At 71.8% G+C, this 23941-nt stretch carries 19 protein-coding genes and 1 tRNA gene; 7 read left to right on the forward strand and 13 right to left on the reverse strand.

The window, feature by feature from the left end; genetic code table 11:
• Window positions 1-8: 8 nt before the first annotated feature.
• Window positions 9-1022, reverse strand: coding sequence for a LamG-like jellyroll fold domain-containing protein (locus EOT10_RS20685; protein ID WP_127829740.1), 1014 nt, complete (start codon window positions 1020-1022; stop codon window positions 9-11).
• A gap of 239 nt (window positions 1023-1261) precedes the next feature.
• Here EOT10_RS20685 and EOT10_RS20690 point away from each other — a divergent pair, with 239 nt between their 5' ends.
• The 3 genes from EOT10_RS20690 to EOT10_RS20700 all read left to right on the forward strand — a co-directional run bounded on the left by EOT10_RS20690 (window position 1262) and on the right by EOT10_RS20700 (window position 5636).
• A complete protein-coding gene (locus EOT10_RS20690) occupies window positions 1262-2359 on the forward strand; it encodes a baeRF2 domain-containing protein (RefSeq protein ID WP_127829741.1) in 1098 nt (365 codons plus the stop codon).
• 650 nt (window positions 2360-3009) lie between these two features.
• On the forward strand, window positions 3010-4359 hold the full coding sequence (locus EOT10_RS20695) for a cytochrome P450 (RefSeq protein ID WP_223281113.1): 1350 nt from the start codon (window positions 3010-3012) through the stop codon (window positions 4357-4359).
• 134 nt (window positions 4360-4493) lie between these two features.
• The gene (locus EOT10_RS20700; RefSeq protein ID WP_127829742.1) at window positions 4494-5636 is read left to right on the forward strand and encodes a site-2 protease family protein; all 1143 of its coding nucleotides are present in this window, start codon (window positions 4494-4496) and stop codon (window positions 5634-5636) included.
• A 189-nt stretch (window positions 5637-5825) separates the two neighbouring features.
• Here the strand turns inward: EOT10_RS20700 and EOT10_RS20705 are convergent.
• A tRNA-Pro gene (locus EOT10_RS20705) sits at window positions 5826-5899 on the reverse strand.
• Window positions 5900-6020: 121 nt separating this feature from the next.
• Here EOT10_RS20705 and EOT10_RS20710 point away from each other — a divergent pair.
• Window positions 6021-6551: a DUF309 domain-containing protein gene (locus EOT10_RS20710; protein ID WP_127829743.1), complete on the forward strand. Its 531-nt coding sequence runs from the start codon at window positions 6021-6023 to the stop codon at window positions 6549-6551.
• 136 nt (window positions 6552-6687) lie between these two features.
• The gene (locus tag EOT10_RS20715) at window positions 6688-8757 is read left to right on the forward strand and encodes an MDR family MFS transporter (RefSeq protein ID WP_431313307.1); all 2070 of its coding nucleotides are present in this window, start codon (window positions 6688-6690) and stop codon (window positions 8755-8757) included.
• Window positions 8758-8797: 40 nt separating this feature from the next.
• On the opposite strand, the gene EOT10_RS20720 is transcribed toward EOT10_RS20715, so the two are convergent.
• The 10 genes from EOT10_RS20720 to EOT10_RS20765 all read right to left on the reverse strand — a co-directional run bounded on the left by EOT10_RS20720 (window position 8798) and on the right by EOT10_RS20765 (window position 20953).
• On the reverse strand, window positions 8798-9553 hold the full coding sequence (locus EOT10_RS20720; protein WP_127829744.1) for a sulfite exporter TauE/SafE family protein: 756 nt from the start codon (window positions 9551-9553) through the stop codon (window positions 8798-8800).
• Window positions 9554-9645: 92 nt separating this feature from the next.
• Window positions 9646-11166: a glycoside hydrolase family 32 protein gene (locus EOT10_RS20725; protein WP_127829745.1), complete on the reverse strand. Its 1521-nt coding sequence runs from the start codon at window positions 11164-11166 to the stop codon at window positions 9646-9648.
• Window positions 11163-12218, reverse strand: a complete 1056-nt coding sequence (locus tag EOT10_RS20730; protein WP_127829746.1) for an ABC transporter ATP-binding protein — start codon at window positions 12216-12218, stop codon at window positions 11163-11165. Before EOT10_RS20730 ends, EOT10_RS20725 begins: the two co-directional genes overlap by 4 nt.
• Complete coding sequence (locus EOT10_RS20735) at window positions 12215-13165, reverse strand: ABC transporter ATP-binding protein (RefSeq protein ID WP_127829747.1); 951 nt, start codon at window positions 13163-13165, stop codon at window positions 12215-12217. Before EOT10_RS20735 ends, EOT10_RS20730 begins: the two co-directional genes overlap by 4 nt.
• A gap of 3 nt (window positions 13166-13168) precedes the next feature.
• The gene (locus tag EOT10_RS20740; protein WP_127829748.1) at window positions 13169-14092 is read right to left on the reverse strand and encodes an ABC transporter permease; all 924 of its coding nucleotides are present in this window, start codon (window positions 14090-14092) and stop codon (window positions 13169-13171) included.
• An 11-nt stretch (window positions 14093-14103) separates the two neighbouring features.
• The gene (locus EOT10_RS20745) at window positions 14104-15081 is read right to left on the reverse strand and encodes an ABC transporter permease (protein ID WP_127829749.1); all 978 of its coding nucleotides are present in this window, start codon (window positions 15079-15081) and stop codon (window positions 14104-14106) included.
• A 142-nt stretch (window positions 15082-15223) separates the two neighbouring features.
• A complete protein-coding gene (locus tag EOT10_RS20750; RefSeq protein ID WP_127829750.1) occupies window positions 15224-16903 on the reverse strand; it encodes an ABC transporter substrate-binding protein in 1680 nt (559 codons plus the stop codon).
• 84 nt (window positions 16904-16987) lie between these two features.
• A complete protein-coding gene (locus EOT10_RS20755; protein WP_223281114.1) occupies window positions 16988-18004 on the reverse strand; it encodes a LacI family DNA-binding transcriptional regulator in 1017 nt (338 codons plus the stop codon).
• A gap of 166 nt (window positions 18005-18170) precedes the next feature.
• Complete coding sequence (locus EOT10_RS20760; RefSeq protein WP_127829751.1) at window positions 18171-19682, reverse strand: long-chain-fatty-acid--CoA ligase; 1512 nt, start codon at window positions 19680-19682, stop codon at window positions 18171-18173.
• An 83-nt stretch (window positions 19683-19765) separates the two neighbouring features.
• Window positions 19766-20953, reverse strand: a complete 1188-nt coding sequence (locus EOT10_RS20765) for a thiolase family protein (protein ID WP_127829752.1) — start codon at window positions 20951-20953, stop codon at window positions 19766-19768.
• 116 nt (window positions 20954-21069) lie between these two features.
• Between EOT10_RS20765 and EOT10_RS20770 the strand changes: the two genes are divergently transcribed.
• Entirely contained in the window at window positions 21070-21711 is a 642-nt protein-coding gene (locus EOT10_RS20770; protein WP_127829753.1) for a precorrin-8X methylmutase, read from the forward strand.
• A 178-nt stretch (window positions 21712-21889) separates the two neighbouring features.
• On the opposite strand, the gene EOT10_RS20775 is transcribed toward EOT10_RS20770, so the two are convergent.
• A complete protein-coding gene (locus EOT10_RS20775) occupies window positions 21890-22633 on the reverse strand; it encodes a cobalt-precorrin-6A reductase (protein WP_127829754.1) in 744 nt (247 codons plus the stop codon).
• Between the two features lie 17 nt (window positions 22634-22650).
• On the opposite strand from EOT10_RS20775, the gene EOT10_RS20780 reads away from it, so the two are divergent.
• Entirely contained in the window at window positions 22651-23793 is a 1143-nt protein-coding gene (locus tag EOT10_RS20780) for a cobalt-precorrin-5B (C(1))-methyltransferase (RefSeq protein ID WP_127829755.1), read from the forward strand.
• The last annotated feature ends 148 nt before the right edge of the window (window positions 23794-23941 follow it).

The raw sequence follows: 23941 nt of genomic DNA on the forward strand, positions 1-23941 counted from the left end.
AAAGGGCGTCAGTCGCCCTCGGTCATGCGCTGGTACTCGGCCGCCACTTGACCTGCGGGCACGGCACGGTCGAGGAAGAGCAGGTCGTCCATGCGGCAGTCGCACGCGTTGTTCTCCCGCGTGTTCTGCGGGAAGCTGCCGCCGATCTTGATGCCTCGGGGGGCGGTCGGCGAGGCGCGGTGCGGCGCGGGGGTGGTGGCGAGTTCCCAGGGGTCGCCGGGGGTGACGTAGGAGCCGTCGAGGGGCTTGCCGTCGCGGTACAGGGCCATCGTGCCGTCGCGGAAGTCGAAGGTGGCGGCCAGGTGGACCCACTCGCCGCGCGGAAGGAGTTTCTGCCAGTCGGCGGAGGCGGCGAAGGTCTGCGAGGCTCCGCCGTCGAGGCGGCGGCCGAGCGCGACGAGCTTCAACTCGCCGTTGACCTGGATGAGTTCGAGCAGCGCGCGTACGGCGTGCCCGTCGCTGGTGCCGGACAGGACCCCGGCGAGCCCGATCGCTCCGTAGCGGTCGGTGGGGTTGGCGGTGTTGGAGTTGAGGGCCGGGTTGTCGCCCGTCATCTTGAACCAGCCCATGACGGTGGCGGCTCTCGCGCTGCTGAAGGCGCCGAGGGAGTCGACTCCGCCGGCGTCCCAGGTCCCCGCCTTCCAGTCGTCGTTGCCCGCCGTGGCGGGGTTCTGCTGACGCACCTGGAGCGCGGGTGAGCTGCCCGGATACGCCTCGTCGGCCACGCGCATGGCGGCGCCGCCGTTGATGAGGGTGAGCGGGGTCCCGGACCGCCCGATGTCCCGTTCGGTGGCCGGATCGGCGGGGTCGGGGTGCCCGAAGTCGTACGCGGCGACGGCGCCGGCCCGCAACGGGCTCCGCGTCGGCGTGACGTCGGACCCGCTCGCCTGCGCCGGGAGCGCGGCGGCGGCCAGGACGGCGACCGAGGCGAGGGCCAGGGCGGGGAGGCGGGTGCGGCGGGTGCGCGGGGTGCGCCCGGTGAACAGGGGATGGCTGGTACGTCTCGTGCGGGGCGGTCTCATGCGGCCTCCGGCGGCAACGAAGGGGCTGCCGCCCGGGATCCCCCGACCGACAGAAAGCGCTTTCGTCACGTGCGGGGACCATGTAACTCCCTTACCGGCAACGCTGACAATGGGCGTGAACGCGCCACTTTCCTCGGCCGCACGGCGCCGAACTGAGGCAATCCGAATAATTGTTCGAGAAAATGCCGAGCCGGAGCGCGCATCATCGAACGTAGGGGGACCGGCCAAGAGGAGTGGCGATGAGGCTGTCGTTCCTGGAGCCCCTGTACGCGGAGCCCGGCCCGTTCGCCTCCGTGTACCTGGACACCTCGCGTGACATCGAGCATCCGGAACGGGCGATCGCGCTGCGCTGGCGGCGGCTGCGCGACAACCTGACCCGTCAGGGCGCGGACCGGTCGCTGCTCGAGGCACTGGAGGAGGTGGTCGGCGCCGACACGGAGGTACCGGGGGCCCACGGGCAGGCCGTCTTCGCCGCGCACGGAGCGCTCGTGCTGGACGGGGAGCTGCCCAGGCCGCCCGCACACGACTCCGCGCGCTACGGCACGCTGCCGGATGCGATGCCCCTGGTCACCCAGCACGCCCCGGAGATCCCCTACCTGGCCGTGACCGTGCACTACGGCGGGCTGCCGACCGCCGAGACCCACGGCTGGGTGACGCTGGACGCGGAGACCGGGACCTGGCCGGCATCCAATGTCACCCCCGGTGAGCGGCTGCACCGCAGGATCGCGGTGGCGGCCTGGCACCACACCGCGGTCCGCCTCGGCCACCGGCTGCACGAGTGGGCGCGGCGCGCCCATGCCGACGCCGTCGTCATCGGCGGGAACGAATGGGCGACCAACGTGCTGGTCCGCCGTCTCCCGCACACCCTCCGGGACAGGGTCGTACGCGTCGGGGGTCCCACGCCGACACACACCCGGCGCGCCCTTCTGGAGCCACAGCTGAACAGTGTCCTCGGCGGCCGCATGGCCGCGCACGACCGGGAGCTCGTGGACATCTTCATCGGCCGGCGGGCACTGCACCTGGCCGCGACGGAGGGACTGTCCCCCACCGTCGCCGCCCTTCAGCGCGGTCAGGTCGCGGCGCTGCTCCTCAACCGCCCGCCCGCGCCCTCCCTGCGGCTCTGGGCGGGCCCGCAGCCCACCCAGCTCGCCCTGACCGAGGCGGAGCTGACCTGCTTCGGCGTGCGGGCACCCCACGAGGAGCGCGCCGAAGAGGCCCTGATGCGGACCCTCGTCGGCACCGGCGCCGAACTGGTCGTCGTACCGGAGAGCGAGCTGACGCTGCGGGAGGGCGTGGGCGCACTACTGCGGTACACCGACCCGGGGACGCCGTCCTGACCCGCACGCGCGCGTGCCGCCACCCACCGACCGGCCTCGCCCCGTGAGGGCAACCGCGAAGGGACCGGACGCAGGGCCGGACTGTCTCCGTGCGCACCGGAGCCCAGGAACGCCGTCCTGACCCGCACGCGCGCGTGCCGCCACCCACCGACCGGCCTCGCCCCGTGAGGACAGCCGCGGAGGGACCGGACGCAGGGCCGGGCTGTCTCCGTGCGCACCGGAGCCCAGGAACGCCGTCCTGACCCGCACGCGCGCGTGCCGCCACCCACCGGACGGCCTCGCCCCGTGAGGGCAGCCGCGAAGGGACCGGACGCAGGGCCGGGCTGTCTCCGTGCGCACCGGAGCCCAGGAACGCCGCCCTGACCCGCACGCGCGCGTGCCGCCACCCACCGACCGGCCTCGCCCCGTGAGGACAGCCGCGAAGGGACCGGACGCGGGGCGGGCTGTCTCCGTGCGCACCGGAGCCCAGGAACGCCGCCCTGACCCGCACGCGCGTGCCGCCACCCACCGACCGGCCTCGCCCCGTGAGGACAGCCGCGAAGGGACCGGACGCGGAGGCGGGCTGTCTCCGTGTGTACCCGAGCCCGTACAGTCCGTGCTGCCTGCGCTCCCTCGCGGGACGGATCCGGCAGACGGACGGGAGGAGACCCGTGGACCCCGACGCCATCGACGAACCGCTCGCCCCACAGCTGTCCGGAACGGGCCGACCGGTCCCCGAACTGGACTCCGCGTACGTGGACCGGTGGCGCACCGAGGGAGGCGAACTGGTCAGCCTGCTGACCCGGGCGCGAGAGCGGCTCGGCGGTGTCGCCGCGGTGCGCCTCGGCCCGCGCCCCACCGTCCTGGTCACCGACCCCGGGGCCGTCCAGCAGGTGCTCGCCCTGCGCCCGGACCGGTACGTCAAACGCTCCCACCGTGCCCGGCTGCTGATCGGCGACGGCGTCCTCGCCGCCACCGGCGAGGCATGGAAGCGCCAACGGCGCCTGTTGCAGTCCCAGTTCACCGGGACCGGTATGCGCCGCTACGAGCAGCGGATCACCGAGGCGGCCCGGACGACCGCCGAGCGCTGGGCCGGCTACGCACGTACGGGGCGGACCTTCGATGTCGGTGAGGAGATGCGCCGCTTCGCCCTGGACACCATCTGGCGCTCGCTCACCGGACACCCCCTCGACGCCGCCACCGCACACGAACTGACCGCCGTCGAGGCCGTGGTGGCCGCGCTGCCGACCTTGCCGGCCGACGCGTCCGACGCCCGGAACGCCGTCGCCGCCGACCTGGCCAGGATCGACGCGGTCGCCCGGCAGGCCGTGACGGCCGCCCGCAGCGGAGCCGTCGGCCCTGACGGGCCGGGGCTGCTGCAGGTTCTGGTAGACGCCTCCGCCGAGCACCCCGAGTACACCGACCGGCTGCTGCGCGACGAGCTGGTCACCCTGCTGGTCGCCGGCCACGAGACCACTGCCACCACCCTGACCTGGCTGTACCTGCTCCTCCACCGGCACCCCGCAGCCCGTGAGGAAGCGCTCGGCGCCGGCAGCGAAGGCTCGCCGCAGCGGCGGGCCGCCATCCAGGCACTGATCAGCGAGACGCTGCGGCTCTACCCGTCCGCCTGGATCCTTCCCCGGCACGCCACACAGGACGACGTCCTGGCCGGCTACGCCGTGGAAGCGGGGACGGACGTGCTGGTCTGCCCGTACTTGACACACCGCACACCCGAACTGTGGCCGAATCCCGAGCACTTCGACCCACGGCGTTTCACCGACCCGGACGGCCGCCGCACCCGTCCGGGTGCCTACCTGCCCTTCGGCATCGGCCCCCGTGCCTGCCTCGGCCTGCAGTTCGCCCTCCGCGAGTCGACCGTCCTGCTCGAACACCTGCTGCCCGCCCACGTCCCGGCCTTCCGCTCCACCCCCGCCGAAACCGCCTTCGGCCTCACCGTCCGCCCCGACGGCCCGACCCCCGCCACCCTCGCCCCCGGAGACCTAAGAAGCTCTGTTCGCTGATCCGGGGCACCGGCCGACCGCCGGGGATTCCGAGAGCGACAATGGTGAGTGAGTGCCGTGCCGGTCGGTTCACTGCGCGCAGGTCGCGGGGTCCTGCTCGGATGGACCGGCTGCCGAGCCGGCAGGAGACGACGATGAACAGCTCCGTCCGTGTCGGACGTGTTGTCGGGGTACCGCTGCGGATGCACTGGAGCGTTCCGCTGCTGGCGGTGCTGCTCGCCTACGGTCTCGGCCGCCAGGCCCTCCCCGCACTGGCTCCAGGACGCTCGGTTGCCGTGTACGCCGTCGCCAGTGTCATCGGGGCCGTGCTGCTCATGGGCAGCCTGCTGCTCCACGAGACGGCACACGCCGCGACGGCCCGCCGGAAGAAGATCCCGGTACAGGACGTCACCCTGTGGGCCCTGGGCGGGGTGACCAGGATGGGGCGCCCCCGAACCGCCACGGCGGCCTTGGCGGTGGCGGTCAGCGGGCCACTCACCAGCGTGGCCGTCGGTGGCCTGGCGTTCGGAGCCGGAATCGGGCTGTACAGGCTGACCGGCTGGACGGTGCCCGCGGCCGTCCTGGTGTGGCTCGGCTGGGCGAACCTGTTCCTGGGCGTGTTCAACCTGCTGCCCGCGACGCCGCTCGACGGCGGACGGGTCCTGCAGGCGCTGCTGTGGTGGCGCACCGGAGACCGCCAGCGTGCGGACCGGGTCTCGGCCCGCAGCGGTCAGGTCGTGGGAGTGCTCCTGGCGGCCGTCGGATGGATCTCCTTCCTGCGCGGGGCGCCGAGCGGGCTGTGGCTCGTCCTCGTCGGCTGCTTCATCACGGTCGTCGCCGGCGCGGAACGGCAGCGCGCCGTTCTCCACACGGCCGTCCAGGGGGTGCGGGTGGCCGATGCCATGTCCAGCCCGGTGACCGCCGGTCCCGACTGGCTGACCGTCCAGCGTTTCATCGACGAGGTGGCGGTGAACTCCCGGCATTCCATCCTGCCGCTGCTCGACTTCGAAGGCCGTCCCAGCGGAATCGTGCAGGTGCGCCGGCTGGCCGCGATCCCGGGCGCACACCGGGAAGGGCTGCGCGTACGCGAGGTGGCGACGCCGTCGGCGCAGTGTGCGGCCGCCGCTCCGAACGATCTTCTGAACGAGGTCCTCGACAGGCTCGGCCCAGGTACCGGCATGCCCATCCTCGTGGTGGACGCGGGCCGCCTGGCAGGGATCGTCACCGCGACGGACCTGTCCCGGCTGATGCGACGACACGCTCTCGGCGGCCAGGGGCCCGGCCTTGCCGCCGGGTGACGGTTCTTCAGGAAGCCGCCGTCGCCGTACCGCAGGACGCGCCGTTGCACCTGGCGCTCATCGACCACGAGTCAACTCACTAGGCACGGTGGGCGACTTGTCCCCGAGAACCGGTCAAGGGGCCGTAAACGATCAAGGGGCCGTTTCAGATTGCTCTGAAACGGCCCCTTGATCTGCGACTCTTTCGAGTCGGGACGACAGGATTTGAACCTGCGACCCCTTGACCCCCAGTCAAGTGCGCTACCAAGCTGCGCCACGTCCCGTTCGCGCCGTTCTCGCGGTGTCCCGCGTGGTGGCGCAGAAAGAACAATACCCCAAGCTCAGGGGTGGTCCGTAGCCGGTGCGGGGGCGGGGGCGGGGGCGGGGGCGCGCGACAATCGCGGCATGAGTGACGTGAGCAGGGGAAGTGGCACCGGCCGTGGCTTCGACCGCGACCGCGACGAGGAGGGACGGGCCAGGAGCGCCCGGCCGCGCGACGGCCTCGGCCGGCCGCTGCCCTACGGAGCGGAAGGCGTCGAGCGGCAGCCTGAGGGGGTGGTGCGGAGCCCCGGGGAGACGATCGTGGAGGCGCAGGCGCTGCTGGACGCGGGCCGCCCGTTCCACGCGCACGAGGTGTTCGAGGACGCGTGGAAGTCGGGCCCGGACGAGGAGAGCGGCCTGTGGCGGGCGCTGGCCCAGCTGGCGGTGGGCCTCACCCACGCGGCCCGCGGCAACGCGACGGGCGGCGCCCGCCTGCTGCGCCGGGGCGCGACCGGACTCACGGCATGGCGCGAGGCGTCCGGCCGCCACCGCCCGTACGGGCTCGCGGCGCAGGAACTGGAGACGTGGGCGGCGACGCTGGCGGCGGAGGTCGAACGATCCGGCAAGCCGGTGGACGCGGCAACCCGGGCACCACGCCTGACGGGGCCGGCCTAAGCGCCCCTCAAGGGGCGCGGGGAACTGCGCGCCCCGCCCCCACGACCGGTACCGCCTCACGAACCCCACGCGCCCCGGCCCACCCATCCATACCGCCCCGCATGCGCACCCCCGTTCGCGATGTGACGCTGTCCGAGTGACGACCACAACAGAACCCGTGCTGCCCGCGGCGCAGCCCCCCGTGCTCGACCGGCGCCGCCGCAACGTCGTCTTCGTGACGATCATGCTGGGCATGCTGCTGGCCGCCCTCGACCAGACCATCGTCGGCACGGCTCTGCCCACGATCGTCTCGGACCTCGGCGGCGCCGCGCACATGTCGTGGGTGGTGACGGCCTATCTCCTCGCGGAGACCGTCGCCACGGTGCTGGTCGGCAAGTTCGGTGACCTGTTCGGGCGCAAGGTGGTCTTCCAGGTCTCGGCGATCGTCTTCATCACGGGGTCGTTCCTGTGCGGACTCGCCACGAACATGTCGATGCTCATCGCCTGGCGCGCGGTGCAGGGGGTCGGCGCGGGCGGCCTGATGGTGACGGCGATGGCGCTGATCGCCGACGTCATCCCCCTGCGGGAGCGCGGCAAGTACCAGGGCGCCATCGGCGCGGTCTTCGGGGTCGCCACCGTCATCGGCCCGCTCCTCGGCGGCTTCTTCACGGACCACCTGACCTGGCGCTGGGCGTTCTACGTCAACGTACCGATCGCGATCGTCGTGGTGATCGCCGCGGCCCGCACGATCCCCGTGGTGAAGTCGGCGGTCCGGCCCGTCATCGACTATCTCGGCATCGCGCTCGTCGCGGTCGGGGCGAGCGCGCTCATCCTGGCGACGAGCTGGGGCGGCAACGAGTACGCGTGGGGTTCCGGCACCATCATCGGCCTGTTCGCGGGCGGCCTCGTCGCGCTCGCCGGGTTCTGCTGGGTGGAGACCCGGGCCGCGCAACCGATGCTGCCGATGCGCCTGTTCCGCAACCCCGTGTTCGCGGTGTGCTCCGTGCTCAGCTTCATCGTCGGCTTCGCGATGCTCGGCGCGTTGACGTTCCTGCCGACGTATCTCCAGTACGTGGACGGCGACTCGGCCACGATCTCCGGGGTCCGCACCCTGCCGATGGTGATCGGTCTGCTGATCGCGTCCGTGTTCAGCGGCAACGTCGTCAGCAAGACCGGTCAGTACCGGCTCTTCCCGATCGTGGGCGCCCTGATCATGGCGCTCGGCCTGTATCTGCTCTCCCTGATGGACAGCTCGACCAGCACCTGGCTCGCGTCGCTCTACATGTTCGTGCTCGGCGCCGGGATCGGCCTGTGCATGCAGGTCCTGACGATCGCCGTGCAGAACACCGTCGAGTACGCGGACCTGGGCACGGCCACCTCGGGCGTGACCTTCTTCCGTACGCTCGGCAGCTCCTTCGGCACCGCCGTGTTCGGGACGATCTACGCCAACACGCTCAAGACGAACCTCGCCGACGGGGTCGCCGCGGCGGCGCGGACCGGGGTGGCGCGGCCGGCCGTCATCGTGAAGGCCGCGCAGAGCCCGGAGGGGCTGCACCGGCTGCCCGCGCCCGCGCGTGAGCCGCTCGTGCAGGCGTACGCCGACACGCTGCACACGGTGTTCCTCTGGACGGTCCCGGTCGCGCTGCTCGGCTTCGTCGTGGCGCTCTTCCTGAAGCAGGTGGAGCTGCGCGACAGTGCGCGGATGGGATCCTCCGACATGGGCGAGGGGTTCGCGTCGCCGCAGGGCGGTGACACGGTGCTCCTTGAACGGGCCGTCGGCAACATCGTGAAGTCGACCGACATGGACACCGCCCGCCGCATCCTGGAGGAGTCGGACACGCGGCTCGACATCGCGGGCGCGTGGGCCGTGATGCAGGTCGACTTCTTCACGCGGATGGTCGGGCACGCGAGCCTCGGCCTGATCGCGGGGAGCCGCCGGATGCCCGCGGAGGTGCTGCTGCCGGTCTTCGACCGCATGGTCGAGGAGGGCTATCTGTCCCGTACCGGGTCCTACTTCTCGCACACGGCGGCGGGCCGCCGCGAGGCGGACGCGATCGGTCACGCCTGGGGCGTCTGGCTGAGCGGCCGGGTCGAGGCCGACCTCGGCAGGCCCGCGGGCGAGGACCTGCGGGCCGCGGTGGACGCGATCGCGAAGAAGCTGCTCGTCGAGGATCTGGAGCACGGCATGCCGGCCGGCCACCGGAACAAGGTCCTGGCCACGTCCTGACCACGTCGTGAGCGCATCCTGACCACGTCGTGAGCGCGCCTCAGCGCAGCAGGAGCTGTGCGCCGCCCACGACGGTCGCCGCGATCACGAGCCGCTCGAACAGCCGCTGGTCGATGCGGTGCACGCAGACCTTGCCGATGAACGCGCCGGGCACGACGAACAGGACGAGCGCGGCGTCGAGGAGCAGCGAGCGCCCGTTGATCAGGCCGAGGCCCGCGCTGAAGGGGACCTTGGCCGAGTTGACGATGAGGAAGAACCACGCGGACGTGCCCAGGAAGCCGAGTTTCCGGAAGCCCGCGGACAGCAGGTACATCGACATGACGGGGCCGCCGGCGTTGGCGACCATGGTGGTGAAGCCGCCGAGCACCCCGTAGGAGCGGGCCTTCACGCGACCGGCGCGGCTCGCCGTCTCCTCGACCTCCGGCGCGTCGAGCCGGCGTCTGCGCCACACCGTGACGGCGGCCATCAGGAGCAGGATCGCCCCGATCGACGTGCGGACGGCTGCGTCGTCGGCCCACATCATGAAGACGGTGCCGAGGACCACTCCCGCGGCGACGGCCGGGAACAGGCGCCACAGGGTGGGCCAGTGGGCGTGTCTGCGGTAGGTCAGCACGGCGAGGACGTCGCCCGCGATGAGGACCGGCAGCAGGACGCCGGTGGACTCCCGGGCCGGCAGGACGGCCGCGAAGATGGCGAGGCTGACCGTGTTGGCTCCGCTGACGGCCGTCTTCGAGAATCCGACGAGCACGGCGGCGGCGGCGAGGGCGGCGAATTCCCAGAGGGTTATGGAGTACATACGGGAACAGATGCTAGACCCACGTATCGGGCCGCGTCAGGGGCGCCGCCTGCCGGGACGGCGCCCCTCCTGCCCAGCGAGGTGATGTCTCCTCAGGGCCAGAGCGGGCGTGGGCCCTCGGAAATGGATTCCATGCGCCACGCGTCGAAGCGGTCGACCGTGACGGCTCCCGTCGCGCCGATGCCGACGCCGACCGCCTCCGTCGGGCGGGACGGGTACACGCGGGCCGTGAGCGCCCGGCCGTTCGCGAAGATCTCCAGCGCCGAGTGGTCGACGAGGACGCGCAGGGCGACGCCTCCGTCGGGCCCGAACGGCAGCTCGCCGTAACGGGGTTCGGTGTCGACGTCCGGGTCGAGGCTGCTGCGCTCGCGGCGCAGGCGCAGCGTGCCGCGTGCGGGGTCGGCCGCGTCCCGGGTCAGCTCGACGACCGTCCGCTCGGCGCCGTCCGGGGTTTCACGGACGACGAGGCGTGCGGTGGCGCCCGGGGCGAGCCGCAGGTCGGCCTCCAGGTCGAGCTGGTCGCCGCTGACCGCGTCGAGGCGGGCGTACGTGCCGTCGGTGAGGGTCGGCGAGCCGAGCGCGACGTGGTCGCGGCGCAGGCCGGCGAGCTCGGGCACGGGCGCCTGCGCGAGGGATCCGTCGGGCGCCTCGGTCAGGACGCGGGCCACGGACATCACGCCCGACCAGCCCGCCACCGCCGTGGCCTCGTCGTCCCTGCCTTCCTGGAGCCAGCCGAACATGACGCGCCGGCCGTGGGCGTCGAGCGTGGACTGGGGCACGTAGAAGTAGCGCCGGCCGTAGTCGAGCCGGTGCAGGGCCTCGGGTGTGAACGTGTCGCCCTCGTAGCGGCCGGTCCAGTAGAGGGGGTGGTGGGTGGTGCCCTCGTCCCAGGCGGAGAAGACGAGCACGTCGCTCGCGCCGACGCGGAACAGGTCGACGCACTCCCACATCGTGCCCGTCCAGTCGAGGTCGTCGGGGCCGCCGCCGGCCGCGTCGCCGGTGAGGAGCGGGCCGACGTAGCGCCAGGTGCGCAGGTCGGGGGACTCGTAGAGCAAGGCGGTGCCGCCGGTGCCGCGGATGCCCGAGCCGATCAGCTGGCGCCAGACCGCTCCCTCACGCCATACGCAGTGGTCGCGGAACGCGGTGATGTCGGCGCCGGCGGGCGGGGCGGCGATGACGGGGTTGGCGGGGTCCTTCGTCCAGTGGCGAAGGTCGGCGGATCCCGTTGCCACGCACGGGAGTTCGCGGTCGCCGTGGCGGCCGGAGTAGACGAGGGTGGGCACTCCCCCGTCGTCGACGAGGACGCCGGACCAGCAGCCGTCGCGGTCGGGCCCTTCGGTGCCGGGCACGAGGGCGACGGGCTCGTCGGTCCAGGTGACGAGGTCCTGGCTGGTGGCGTGGCCCCAGTGGATGCGGTGGTGGGCCGGGGCGAGCGGGTTGTACTGGTAGAAGAGGTGGTAGACGCCGTTCCAGTGGGTGAGGCCGTTCGGGTCGTTGAGCCAGCCGCCGGGCGAGGTGAAGTGGAAGCGGGGCCGGTGCGGGTCGCGGTGGGCGCGCTCGGCCAGGCCCTCGGCGGCGGTCGGCGTCGGGAGGGCGGTGAGGTCGTGGGTCATACGGGGGTGTTCTCGGCTTCCGGATCCGGCGTGTCCGCAGTCTTCAGGACACGGTGGGCGATGTCGGGGGCGGGCGCGTACAGGTGGCAGCGCACCCAGTGCGGCTGCCCGGCGTCCTCGCCGACGACGTGGCGTACGGGGGTTTCGGCGCTGCAACTGCCGTCGTCGTAGGGGCAGTCGGTGGGGTGGAGGACCGCTTCGCGCAGGCGTGCGCGTTCCACGGGGTCGTAGCCGCCCGCCCGCTCGGGGTCGGGGACGGCGGAGAGCAGCAGTCTGGTGTAGGGGTGGGCGGGTGCGTCCATGACGGCCAGCGAGTCGCCGCCCTCGACGAGTTCACCGGCGAACATCACGAGGGTGGTGTCGGCGAGGTAGCGCGCCGAGCCCAGATCGTGGGTGATGTACAGCATGGAGATGCCGCGTTCGTCGCGCAGCCTGCGCATCAGGTTGAGTATGCCGACGCGGACGGACACGTCGAGCATGGACGTGGGTTCGTCGGCGAGGATCAGCTCGGGTTCGACGGCGAGGGCGCGGGCGATGGCGACGCGCTGGCGCTGGCCGCCGGAGAGTTCGTGCGGGTAGGAGTCGAGCATGTCCTCGGTGAGGCCGACGGTCTCCATCAGCTCGCGCAGCGTCTCGCGGGTCGCGGGTCGGCCGTGCAGGACGAGGGCGCGGGTGAGGAAGTGCTCGATGCGGTGCACGGGGTTGAGCGAGCCGAAGGGGTCCTGGAAGACCATCTGGACCTTGCGGCGGTACGCGCGTGAGGCGCGGCGCCGCTCGGTGCGCAGGATGTCCTCGCCGTCGAGGAGGACGCTGCCCGCGGTGGGCTGTTCGAGACGGATCAGACAGCGGGCGATGGTGGACTTGCCGCTGCCGGACTCGCCGACGAGGGCGGTGATGCGCCCCTTGGGAAGGTCGAAGTCGACGGCGCCGACGGCACGTACGCGCCGCCGCGAGAAGACGCTGCCGACCTGGAACTCCTTGGTGAGGCCGCGCACTTGGAGGAGTGGCTTGTCGCCGTGAACCGACTCGTCGAGGTGAACTGGCTCGCTCATCGGGCGCCGCCTCCTGTCAGGGCTGCCCAGCGGCCGGGGGCCACCTCGCGCAGGTCGGGGATGTTCGCGGAGCAGTCGGCGCGGTCGGCGGGACAGCGCACATGGAAGCCGCAGCTGTCGGCGGTGCGGGGTGCGTCGAAGAGGCCGGTGAGTTCGGCGCGCGGTCCCGTCAGCGGCGGGAAGGCGTTCATCAGGGCCTCGGTGTAGGGGTGCAGGGGCTGGGCGAACAGCTCGCGCGCGGGGGCGAGTTCGACGAGCCGGCCGCCGTACATGACGCCCATGCGGTCGGACAGCTCGACCATGAGGGACATGTCGTGCGTGATGAACAGGACGGAGAAGCCCAGGTCGCGCTGGAGGTCGCGGATCTGCGCCATGATCTCCTGCTGGACGACGACGTCGAGGGCCGTGGTCGGCTCGTCCATGATGAGCATGCGCGGCTCGAGGGCGACGGCCATGGCGATGACGACGCGCTGGCGCATGCCGCCGGACAGCTGGTGCGGGTACGCCTTGAGGCGGCCGGGGTCGATCCCGACCAACTCCAGTAGCGCACCCGCGCGTTCGCGTGCCGCGCGTCTCTTCAGCTTCTCGTGCGTGGTGAAGATGTCGCCGAGCTGCTCACCGATGGTGAGGACCGGGTTGAGCGAGTTCATCGCGGACTGGAAGACCATGGCGATCTCGCGCCAGCGGAAGGAGCGCAGCTCCTTGGCGCCCATGGCGAGGACGTCACGGCCCTGGAAGCGGACGCTTCCGGCGGTGATCTCGGCCGGCGGCTTGAGTAGCCGCATCACGGCGTTGGCGATGGTCGACTTGCCGCAGCCCGACTCGCCCGCGAGCCCGAAGATCTCGCCGGGTCCGACGGAGAAGGACACGTCGTCGGCGCCGACGACGCTGCGGCCGTCACCGCGGTATTCGACGCGCAGATGACGTACATCCAGTACGGGTTCCATGGCTCACGCCTCCTTGTGCTTGCGTGAACGGCGGTCCCGCAGGCGCGGGTTGGTGATCTCGTCGACCGCGTAGTTGACCATCGCGAGGGCGAACGCGACGAGCGCGATGCACAGGCCGGACGGCACGAACGCCCACCAGGCGCCGGTCATCAGGGCGCCGTCGTTGCCCGCCCAGTACAGGTTGGTGCCCCAGCTGACGACGCTCGCGTCGCCGAGTCCGAGGAACTCCAGGCCCGCCTGGGCGCCGATCCCGAAGATCACGCAGCCGAGCAGCGTCGTCATCACGACGGACGCCATGTTGGGCAGGATCTCCCGGAACATGATGCGCAGCGGCCGCTCGCCGGTGACGACGGACGCGGCGACGAAGTCCTTGCCGCGGATCGACTTGGCCTGGGCGCGCAGGACGCGCGCGGAACCCGCCCAGCCGGTGATGACGAGGACGACGACGACCGTGGTCGTCCCCGGCGGCAGGAACGCGGCGAGGATGACGAGCAGGGGAAGTCCCGGGATCAGCAGGAAGATGTTGGTGACGAGGGACAGCACGTCGTCGACGATCCGGCCGAAGTACGCGGACGCGAGGCCGATGAGGAGGGCGACGGCGGTGGCCGCGAGGCCGACGGTGGCGCCGACGAGGAGTGAGCTGCGGGCGCCCCACAGGGTGAGGGCGAGGACGTCCTGGCCCTTGGCGGTGGTGCCGAGCCAGTGCGCGCCCGAAGGGGCCGCGCCGCCGGTGGAGTTGATGAGGGACGGGTCGCCGGGTTCGAGGACGGGCGCGAGGAGTGCGAGCGCCGCGAACACGGCCAGCAGGACGGCTCCGGACAGCGCCTTCTTGTTCCGCAGAAGCCGGCGTCCGAGCCCCGGCCTGCCGGAGCGCTTCTTCCCGGCGGGCGGGGCGAGCGGGCGTACGGCCGCGTCGGTGACGGTCATGACATGCCCCTTCAGCGGACGCGGACGCGCGGGTCGAGGCGGACGTGGACGAGGTCGACGATGAAGTTCGCCAGGAGGACGGCCGCGGTGATGGTGAGGAAGATGCCCTGCATCAGCGGGTAGTCGAGGCCCTGTACGGCGTTGAGGAGCTGGTAGCCGATGCCGGGGTAGGCGAACACGACCTCGGTGAGGAGGGCGCCGCCGACCATGAAGCCGAGTGCCATGCCGAAGTTGGTGACGGACGGGAGCATCGCGTTGCGGGCCGCGTACCGGAACATGATCCGCGAGGGGCTGAGGCCCTTCGCCTCGGCCATCGTGATGTAGTCCTCGGCGTTCGTGGCGATCATCGAGTTGCGCATGCCGAGCATCCAGCCGCCGACCGACACGAGGACGATCGTCAGCGCCGGCAGGAAGAGGTGCGAGACGACGTTCGACAGGAACTCGCCGTTGAGGCCGGGGGTGAGGCCGACGTCGTAGGCGTGCCGCAGCGGGAACCAGCCGAGGGTGACGCCGAACAGGTACAGGGCGCCCATCGCCAGCCAGAAGTAGGGGAAGGAGCCGACGAAGACGAGCAGGGGCGGGAACGCGGAGTCGAGGAACCCGCCGCGGCGCCAGGCGGCGACGATGCCGAGCAGGTTGCCGAGGACGGCCGCGGTGATCAGCGCGGTGATCCCGAGGAGCAGCGTCCAGCCGATCTGGGAGCCGATGACGTCCGAGACGGGTGTCGGGAAACGGGAGATGGAGATGCCGAGGTCGCCGGTGAAGACGCTTTTGACGTAGCCGAGGTACTGCTCCCAGAGGGGGCGGTGGTCGAGGCCGAAGAGTTTCTGCAGCTGGGCTATCTGGTCGGGCCTCATCGAACCCTGGGCCTGCGCGAACATCCGGGAGACCGGGTCGCCCGGCATGAAGCGGGGCAGCAGGAAGTTCAGGGTGAGGGAGGCCCAGAAGGCGAGCAGATAGAAGCCCAGGTTTCGCAGGACGAGGCGCATGGTGGCGCTCCCTGTGAGGTGGGTTTATGGAGGAGGGGGGTGGGGGCGCAGGTGGTTGTCTGCGGGTCCGTTGTGGCTGGTCGCGCCCACGCGGCGGAGCCGCAGATCGATACAGTCCCGCGCCCCTGGAGGGGCGCTTACCTCAGCCCCGTACCGGCTTCAGCGTCGTCAGGATCAGGACCGTGCTCACCGAGCGGTTCGACAGGGTCGCGTACGGGTTCTGGGCCGTCGGCCAGCCCGTGAAGCGGGTGTCGGTGTACGCGCCCCACTCGGGGCCGGTGAACAGCGGCACGACCGGCGCGTCCTCGGCGAACAGCTTCTGCAGGCCGTCGGCCTTCGCGTGCTGCGTCTTCTCGTCCGTCGCCGCCGCGAACGCGTCGATGAGCTGGTCGGCCTTCTTGTCGCCGAAGCGGTGGTAGTTCTCGGTGGCCTTCTTGTTCACCGGCTGGACCACCTTGGTGGACATGACGCCCCGGTAGAACTCGTACGGCGTCGCGCCGTTGCCGCTCCACACGATGCCGGAGTCGAAGGTGCCCATGTCGTACGTGGTCTGCACCGCTGCCCAGTCGGGGGACTTGACGTTCGCGGTGATGCCGACCTCGGCGAGGTTCTGCTTGATGATGTTCGCGACCGAGATCCAGTCGGAGGACGCCGAGCCGACGGAGATGTCGAGGGTGAACGGCTTGCCGTTCTTCAGCGTGCGCTTGCCGCCCTTCTCCTTGTAGCCGGCCGCGTCGAGGGCCTTGGCGGCGGCCTTGACGTCGTGCTTCGTCCAGTCGCAGGACGGGGAGTTGACGACGGAGGCGTCGCGCCAGCTGTCGTAGGTGCCGGCGAGTCCGGTGCAGTCGGCCGGGTTCGCGTAGCCGTTCATCGCGACCTTGGTGATCTTGTCGCGGTCGACGGCCATGCTGAGCGCCTTGCGGACGGCCGGGTCGTCGAAGGGCGCCTTCGTCGTGTTCAGCTGCCAGTTGATCATCGCCCCGGTGGCCGGGAACCAGTAGTGGTTGTGCTTCTTGTCCTTGGCGACGAAGGACTTCTCGATGTCCGGGACGAACGACTGCGTCCAGTCGACCTCACCGTTGGTGAAGGCGAGGTTGGCGCTGTCGTTGCCGGAGAAGGCGAGCAGCCGGAGCCCTGCGATGTGCTGCTTCTCGGGCTGCCAGTACGAGGGGTTCTTGCGCAGCTCGAACGACTGGCTCTCGAACTTCTCGACCTTCGTGTACGGGCCCGTGCCGACGGGGTCCGGGTTGGTGAACTTCGCCGGGTCCTTGATCTTCGCCCAGATGTGCTCGGGCAGGATGAAGTGTCCCGCTATCTCGTAGACGGACGGCGAGAACGGCTTGTTGAAGGCGAACGTGACCGTGTGCGCGTCGGGAGCGGTGACCTTGTCCAGGTAGTCGAAGCCGCCGAGCAGCTTCTTCTGGAGGCCGAAGGTGTACACGACGTCGGCGGCGGTGAGCGGCTTGCCGTCGGACCACTTGACGCCGTCGCGCAGCGTGAAGGTGATCGAGCGGCCGTCCTTCGCCTGCTCCCACTTGGTGGCGAGCCAGGGCGTGTCCTTGCCGTCGGCCGGGCTGTGGACCATCAGCGGCTCGTAGATCGCCTCCTTGGTCATCGGGCCGACCTTCGGCGAGAACGGGTTGAAGTTCCGCGTGAAGGTGCCCATGTCCTCGCGCGGAACGGTCAGGAGCTGGTCGCGGGAGGTGTCGCCTGCGGCTCCGGCCGCGCCGTTGCCGCTGCAGCCGGTCAGCAGCAGGGCCGCCGCGGCCGCCACCGCCACCGCGGCGGTCAGCGACCGCCGCGCGGATCGGGACGATGTCATAATGGGGACTCTTTCTCTCTTCGACACACCTGATGAGACGGGTCTGGTGGAGATGGACGGAGATCCGTCGGAGCTGATTCGCGGTCAGACCGACGAGCGTTCGAGCAGCGGGCAGTCGACCGTCACCTGAGTGGTGTCGAGCGGCTGTCCCGCTGCGAGAGCGGCGAGCATGTCGACGCCCTTGGCCCCCATCGCCTCGAAGGGAAGCGCGAGGGTGGTGAGCTTGGGCCGCAGGTACGCGGCGATGAGCTCCTGGTTGTCGTAGCCGACCACGGCCACGTCCTGCGGGATGCGCAGGCCCCTTTCCTTGATCGCGTCGTAGGCGCCCATGGCCATGCGGTCGTTGCCGCAGAACAGGGCCGTGGGGCGGTCGGCGCGGTCGAGGAGTTCACATGCGGCGGTGTAGCCGCCGTCGGCGGTCGCGTGGCCGGACACCACGAGGCCTTCGTCGAAGGTGATCCCGGCCTCGCGCAGCGCGCGCTCGTAGCCTTCGCGGCGGCCCACGGCGGCCGGGATCCCGGGGTCGAGGTTGATGAAGCCGATGCGTTCGTGTCCGGCCGCCACGAGGTGGGCGGCGGCGCGGTGGCCGCCGGTCACCTCGTCCGGCACGACGGAGGGCAGTTCCCCGTCCGCGTCGTAGCAGTTGACGAGCACGGTGGGCACCTCGCGGGCGGCCTTGGGGAGCGTGACGGCCCGGTGCCAGGTGGTGGCGTACAGCAGGCCCTCGACGCGCTGTTCGAGGAGCTTGTCGAGGGCGGCCGCCTCCTGGGCCGCCTCGCCCTCGCTGGCGGCGATGAGCAGGAACTTGCGGTCGAGCCAGGCGCGGTCCTGGGCGCCCTTGATGACGTCGACGGCGAAGGGCGCGGTGACGATCTCGGTGATCAGGCCGTACCACTCGCTGCGCTTGGCGGCGAGGGCGCGGGCGCCCGCGTTCGGGCGGTAGCCGAGCTCCTCGATGGACGCCAGGATCCGGTGACGGGTCTCGTCGGGGATGGCGGCGCCGGGGCGGTCGTTCAGCACGAAGGAGACGGTGGTGCGCGATACGCCCGCGTGGCGTGCCACGTCGCTCATGGTCACGCGGCGGGGGGCGTTGGCGGCCACTTCGACTCCTTGGTTACGCGCTTTAATAACGCGCGTTAGTGCGATGTTGCACGCAAGTTACGGCGGGCTTGCCGGGCATGTCAATGGGCCCGGCGCCGACTCCTCGAGAAAGGGGCCGGCGCCGGGCCGTACGGCGGCGTGCGGAGGTGTGGAGGGATCAGTCCGTTTACTGGTACTGGGTGCGCAGCTCGCGCTTGAGGACCTTCATGCTGGGGCCGAGCGGCAGTTCGTCGGCGAACTCGACGCGGCGCGGGTACTTGTGGCGGCCCAGGTGCTCCTTGGACCACTCGGTGACCGCTTCGGCGTCGGCCGTCGCGCCCGGCCCGCGGATGATCACGGCGCAGACCTCCTCGCCGTGCACGGGGTCGGGCAGGCCGATCACGGCGACCTGGGCGACATCGGGGTGGCGCATCAGGACCTCCTCGACCTCGCGCGGGTACACGTTGTAGCCGCCGCGGATGATGATGTCCTTCTTGCGGTCGACGATCCGCAGATAGCCGTCCTCGTCCTTGGTGCCGAGGTCACCGGTGCGGAACCAGCCGTCGACGAGGGCCTCGGCCGTGGCCTCCGGGCGCCCCAGATACCCGCTGAAGACGCAGTGGCCGCGCACGACGAGCTCGCCGAGCTCGCCCTCGGGCAGCAGCTCCACGCGGTCCTCGACCTCGGCTCGGGCGATCTCCACGTCGACGCCCCACATCGGGTGCCCGACGGTGCCGGGCCGCGCCCCGAAGACCGGCTGGTTGGTGGCGGCGGCTGGGGACGTCTCGGAGAGCCCGTAGCCCTCGAAGACCGTCGCGCCGAACGCGTCCTGGAACCGCTCCAGGACGGCCACGGGCAGGGAGGCGCCTCCCGAGACGCAGACCTTGAGGGTGGGCAGCTTCCCGGCCGCCGCGGCGGCGGCCACCAGGTTCACGTACATCGTGGGCACGCCGTGGAAGGTGTTCACGCCCTCGGCGACCATCAGGTCGATGGCCTTCGCCGCGTCGAAGCGCGGGAGCAGGACGAGCGTGGCGCCCGCGCGCCAGGTCGCGTTCATGGAGACCGTCTGCCCGAAGGCGTGGAACAGCGGCAGCGCGCCGAGCGCGATGTCGTCGGAGCGTACGTCGTGGCCGTCGAAGGCGCTGACCGTCGCGTTCATCACCAGGTTGAAGTGGCTGAGCACGGCGCCCTTGGGGACGCCCGTGGTGCCGCTGGTGTAGAAGACGACGGCCGGGTCGTCCGCGTCGCGGGTCAGATACGTGGGCAGCGGCTCGGCCTCGTGTGTGAGCCGCTCCAGGTCGCCGCCCTCCCCGAGGGTCAGCATGCGTACGCCGGTGGCCTCGGCCGCGGCGGCGCCGGTCTTCGCCTGGCCGGGGTGGCACAGGAGCAGGGTCGCGCCGCTGTCGCGCAGGACGTGCTCGACCTCCCCGGCGGACAGGAGGAGGTGGACGGGGACGACGACGGCGCCAGCGGCGAGCGCCGCGTAGTACGCGCGCGGGAACTCGGCCGTGTTGGGCGCCATCAGCGCCACCTTGTCCCCCGGCCGCACGCCGAGTCCGACGAGTGCGGCGGCCTGCTTGCGGGCCTGGAGCCACAACTCCTTGAAGGTGATGCGCAGTTCGCCTTCGACGAGCCCGGTCTTGTCCGGGCGGCGGCGGGCGGACTCGGCGAGGATCGCGGCGAGGGACAGCGTTGCCATGAGGGTGGTGCTCCGTTCGTACTGACTTCTGGTGCGGCTCCGGACCAGGTACGGCTCAGGGATTCCTTGACCGGTACGGGAGTTCAGGCGCGCTCGACGAGGACGGCGGAGCCCTGGCCGACGCCGACGCACATGGTGGCGAGGCCGCGGGAGCCGCCGGTGCGGCGCATGCGGTGGAGCAGGGTGGTGAGGATGCGGGCGCCGGAGCAGCCGAGGGGGTGGCCGAGCGCGATGGCGCCGCCGGTCGGGTTGACCAGCTCCGGGTCGATGCCGAGCGCGTCGACGCAGGCGAGGGCCTGGGCGGCGAACGCCTCGTTGAACTCGGCCTCTTGAAGGTCTTCGACGGTCCAGCCGACGCGGGTGAGCGCCTTCTGCGTGGCGGGCACCGGGCCGATGCCCATGACGTCGGGGTGTACGCCGGCGGAGGCGCCCGCGACGTACCGGCCGAGGGATTCGAGGCCGAGGTCGTGCAGGGCCTCCTCGCTGACCAGGAGCAGGCCCGCGGCGCCGTCGTTCATGGGCGAGGCGTTGCCCGCGGTGACGGTGCCGCCCTTGCGGAATACCGGCTTGAGCGTGCCCAGCTTCTCCAGGGAGGTGTCGGGGCGGATGCACTCGTCCTGGTCGACGACGACGCCGTCGGGGCGTGTGACGGGGAGGATCTCCGCCTCGAACATGCCGTTCTTGCGGGCCTCGGCGGCGCTTCGGTGGCTGCGCAGCGCGAAGGCGTCCTGGCGTTCGCGCGAGACGCCGTAGCGGTCGGCGACCTCCTCGGCCGTCTCCCCCATCGCGAGGACGCCGTGCAGCTCCTTCATCTTCGGGTTGACCAGGCGCCAGCCGAGGCGCGTGTCGTACGTGTCCATCCTGTGCGGGAGCGCCTCGTCGGGGCGCTGGAGCACGAAGGGGGCGCGGCTCATGGACTCGGAGCCGCCCGCGAGGACGACGTCGGCCTCGCCGGAGGCGATGGTGCGGGCGGCGGTGGTGACGGCTTCGAGCCCGGAGGCGCACAGCCGGTTAACGGTCGCGCCGGGCACGGACTCGGGCAGGCCCGCGAGCAGGGCGGCCATGCGGGCGATGTTGCGGTTGTCCTCGCCGGCCTGGTTCGCGGCGCCCCAGTAGACGTCGTCGATCCGGGCCGGGTCGAGCGCCGGGACGCCGTCGAGCAGCCCGCGGATGACGGCGGCCGCGAGGTCGTCCGGGCGTACGGAGGACAGGGATCCGCGCAGTTTTCCGATCGGGGTGCGGCGGGCGGCGGCGAAGTGGACGGGACGCACGTGCGGCTCCTGGGGCTGAGGTCATGAGCTCTACGTTAATTAGCACTGCTAGTTTTGGACTATAGACCCGGGCCCCGCACCCTGTGAAGTGGGCGCCGCTGGATAGGCTCCCCGCCGTGAGCACTGCGTTCGAGTACGAGAAGTCCGGGGCGGAGATCTACCGCCGGTCCTTCGCCACGATCCGCGCCGAGGCCGATCTCGGCGGGCTGCCGCCGGAGGTGGCACAGGTCGCGGTCCGCATGATCCACGCGTGCGGGATGGTCGACCTGGCCGGTGACCTCGCGTACTCGCCGGACGTCGCGGTCCGCGCCCGCGAGGCGCTGCGCGGTGGCGCGCCCGTTCTGTGCGACGTGTCCATGGTGGCCAGCGGCATCACCAGGAAGCGGCTGCCCGCGGACAACGAGGTCGTGTGCACGCTGTCCGACCCGTCGGTGGGGGAGCTGGCGCGGCAGCTCGGCACGACGCGCTCCGCTGCGGCGCTGGAACTGTGGCGGGAGCGGATGGGTGGGGCGGTCGTCGCTGTGGGCAATGCGCCCACTGCGTTGTTCCGGCTTCTGGAGCTGGTGCGGGAGGGCGCGCCGCGGCCCGCCGCCGTGATCGGGGTTCCGGTGGGGTTCGTGGGGGCGGTCGAGTCGAAGGATGCGCTCGCCGAGCATGCGGGGGAGTTGGGGCTGGAGTTTTTGGTGGTGCGGGGGCGTCGGGGGGGTAGTGCGATGGCTGCGGCGGCGGTCAATGCCGTGGCTTGTGAGGTGGAGTAGTTCCCCCACCCCGCCCCTTCCCGAAACTGGGGCTCCGCCCCAGACCCCGGTCCTCAAACGCCGGACGGGCTGATTTCAGCCCGTCCGGCGTTTGAGGACGAGCCCGAAGGGCGATCGCGGGGGTCTGGGGGCGCAGCCCCCAGGACTTTCGGGAAGGGGCGGGTTCGGGGACGAAAAGTCACCCCCCAACCCCCCGCACCCACTCCACCACCTCCCCCACCGACCCCACCCCGGCCACCCCCTCCGGCGCCGCAGGCCGTCGTACGACCAGGATCGGGATTCCCGCCTCCCGCGCAGCGACCAGTTTCGCCGCCGTCGCCTCTCCCCCGGCGTCCTTCGTCACCAGCACGTCGATCCGGTGCTCCCGCAGCAGCGCCCGTTCGCCCTCCACCGTGAACGGGCCGCGGGCGAGCAGGATTTCCGAGCGGGGCGGCAGTGGCGGGTCCGGGGCGTCGACGGAGCGGACGAGGAAGAACACGTCGTCGACGCCCGCGAAGGCCGGCAGGCCGAGACGGCCGACCGTCAGGAACGCGCGGCGGCCCAGCGCCGGCAGCCGCTCCGCCGCCGCCTCCAGCGAAGCGACCCCGTGCCAGTCGTCGCCCGGAGCGGGGACCCAGCCGGGGCGGCGCAGGGCCAGCAGGGGAACATGGGCCGTGGCGGCGGCCCGCGCCGCGTGGAAACTGATCGTCCCGGCGAAAGGATGGGTGGCGTCGATGAGCGCGTCCACCTGGAGCTCGCGCAGCGCGCGGGCCAGGCCGTCGGCTCCCCCGAATCCGCCGGTGCGCACCTCGCCCGCGGGCAGCAGCGGGCGGGCGACCCGGCCGGCCAGCGAGGTCGTCACGCGCCACTCGGGGTGTGCGTCGCGAAGGGCCTGCGCGAGGCGGCGGGCCTCGGTCGTGCCGCCGAGTATCAGTACGTGCACGGAGGTCGGATCCCTTCATGGGTGACGTGAGCGGGAGTGATGTGAGCGGGAGTGACGTGAGCGGGGCCAAGGGTGGGCGCGGCGCCCAACTCAAGCACACCGGTCTGCGCCCCGGCTGGACGACCGGCGCCTGCGCGACGGGCGCGGCCACGGCCGCGTACACCGCGCTTCTGACCGGCGACTTCCCCGACCCGGTGACGATCACGCTGCCGAAGGGACAGACGCCCGCGTTCGCGCTGGCCGCCGAGGAGTTGACCGGTGCCCACGCCATGGCGGGGATCGTGAAGGACGCCGGCGACGATCCGGATGTCACGCACGGCGCGCTGGTGCGGGCCACGGTGCGGCTGCTGCCCGCCGGGGCCGGCGTCGTGTTCAGGGCGGGCCCGGGCGTCGGCACGGTGACCCGGCCGGGGCTTCCCCTCGCCGTCGGGGAACCCGCGGTCAACCCCGTGCCGCGGCAGATGATGCGGGACCATGTCGCGGCCGTCGCCCGGCGGCACGGCGGGACCGGTGACGTCGAGATCACGCTCTCCGTCGACCACGGCGAGGAGATCGCCCGCTCGACCTGGAATCCGCGGCTCGGGATCCTCGGCGGGCTGTCCATCCTGGGGACGACGGGCATCGTGGTGCCGTACTCGTGCTCGGCGTGGATCGACTCGATCCGGCGCGGGGTGGACGTGGCGCGGGCCGCCGGGCGTACGCATGTGGCGGGCTGCACGGGGTCGACGTCCGAGAAGACGGTCGTCTCCGAGTACGGGCTTCCCGAGGACGCGCTCCTCGACATGGGGGACTTCGCGGGCGCCGTCCTCAAGTACGTGCGCCGCCATCCCGTCGAACGGCTCACGATATGCGGCGGGTTCGCCAAGCTGTCGAAGCTCGCGGCCGGGCATCTGGACCTGCACTCGGCGCGCTCCCAGGTCGACAAGGCGTTCCTGGCCGGGCTCGCCGGGCAGGGGGGCGCGGGCGCGGAGATCTCGGCCGCGGTGGCGGACGCCAACACGGGCCTCGCGGCGCTCCAGTTGTGGCCCGCGCTCGGTGATCTGGTGGCCGCCACCGCCCGTGACGAGGCGCTCCGCGTGCTGCGCGGCGCACCCGTCCAGGTCGATGTGCTGTGTATCGACCGGGCGGGGGCGGTCGTGGGGCGCTGCGCTCCCCGCTGAAGGCGCCGCCGCCCGGAGGCCGTTCCGGTAGCAACTACTCCGGATCTCAGGGCTGGCCCTGATGTACCGGGAGCGCGCGGTCCCTAATGTTGAGGGCACCGGCACCGCTCCGCAGTCGACGTACGGGGGAGCCACGGGGGCAATCGGG

It is taken from the genome of Streptomyces antnestii (assembly GCF_004005495.1).
Classification (GTDB): domain Bacteria; phylum Actinomycetota; class Actinomycetes; order Streptomycetales; family Streptomycetaceae; genus Streptomyces; species Streptomyces antnestii.